Annotated in this window: 2 protein-coding genes; one reads left to right on the plus strand and one right to left on the minus strand. The window is 48.1% G+C overall.

The annotated features are described in order from the left end of the window. Positions 1–223: MFS transporter (locus AZ66_RS32265; protein WP_044358159.1), on the plus strand; the 223-nt coding region annotated here is incomplete at its 5' end. Positions 224–282: 59 nt separating this feature from the next. On the opposite strand, the gene AZ66_RS29225 is transcribed toward AZ66_RS32265, so the two are convergent. After that, positions 283–1,159, minus strand: an 877-nt coding sequence (locus AZ66_RS29225) for an AraC family transcriptional regulator (RefSeq protein ID WP_231587106.1), incomplete at its 5' end; no start/stop codon positions are given.

The raw sequence follows: 1,159 nt of genomic DNA on the forward strand, positions 1-1,159 counted from the left end.
GGGTGCAGCGATGTCAATCTTGAACCTGGGCGCGGGATTGAGCGCATTTGTTGGTCCGGCTCTTGTTGCTTTATTTATTGGAAGCCTCGGTTACGCCGGCATTACGTGGCTTTTCGCTGGGCTATTTGCAGCAGCAGGCGTTTTGATGATTTTTGTCACGCTCCCTGCTGAGAAAAAAACAACGAAGGACGCGAGTGCACACACTGAAATTGTAAGCGCTTAATACGTTATCTAAAAAAGCAGCTCTTCTCCACTTGGTAGAGGGCTGCTTTTATCATAATGCTAGCGATCAATTTTCTGGTTACTATTGTTTGTTCGGAATAAGGTAGGACTGATTCCATACACGTAGGTAAACTGATTTGAGAAGTAATGGATTGAATCGTAGCCCAGCATTAGCGCGATTTCCGTAATTGATTGGCGGCTTTCCATCAATAGAACGGCCGCCTTTTTCATGCGAGCCTGCAGCAAATACGCTTTAGGTGATACTCCTGTCTCTTGCTTGAAAAGCCGATAAAATTGGGACTTTTCCAGCCCGCATTCGCTGCACCAGTAATCAACCGAATGCCGCTGCTCGGGATGTTCGTCCATTCGCTCCAAGATTCGAGCTATGCGATAATCCGTAGGATTGGGCAATCTGCTTGCATCGTACCATTGAATCAGCCAGGAGTAAAAACTAGCTGATGCAGCCTGCTTCGTATAGCAGCCGCGCCGATTATATGCGGTAAGCACATGCTTCATCAGCTCAATAAAGTAAGGATAAGGGCGGAACGAAATGCAGGTCGGCAATGACTCCAGTTCTGTGCAAGGTTTCCGTGCGGTTAACCACTTTGGATCAAATTCATCCCATTCATAAGCAAAGGTAGGCTGGTTCGGTGGGGGAGCCTCCCAGAGATCGCAATAGATATTGCATGCATTCATCGTTTCATTTGGTGCATGCTCGAAGGAATGCCATTGACCAGGGCGTACAAAGATGAGCGTGCCGTTCGAGACCGCATATCGTTGGTCATCTATCGTCATGTGGCCATGGCCGTCCAAGAATAAGTGGAATGCATAGCTGTACCCTCTGCGCAGCTGTTCCTCTCGTGTTCCCCGGTAATTATACATATGCGCTGCACGGATGTATGGCCTTATATCCGCAATGGTCATCATGCCTATCCCT

Origin of the sequence: Paenibacillus sp. E194, assembly GCF_000935845.1 — a bacterium.
Classification (GTDB): Bacteria; Bacillota; Bacilli; order Paenibacillales; family Paenibacillaceae; genus Paenibacillus_B; species Paenibacillus_B alvei_B.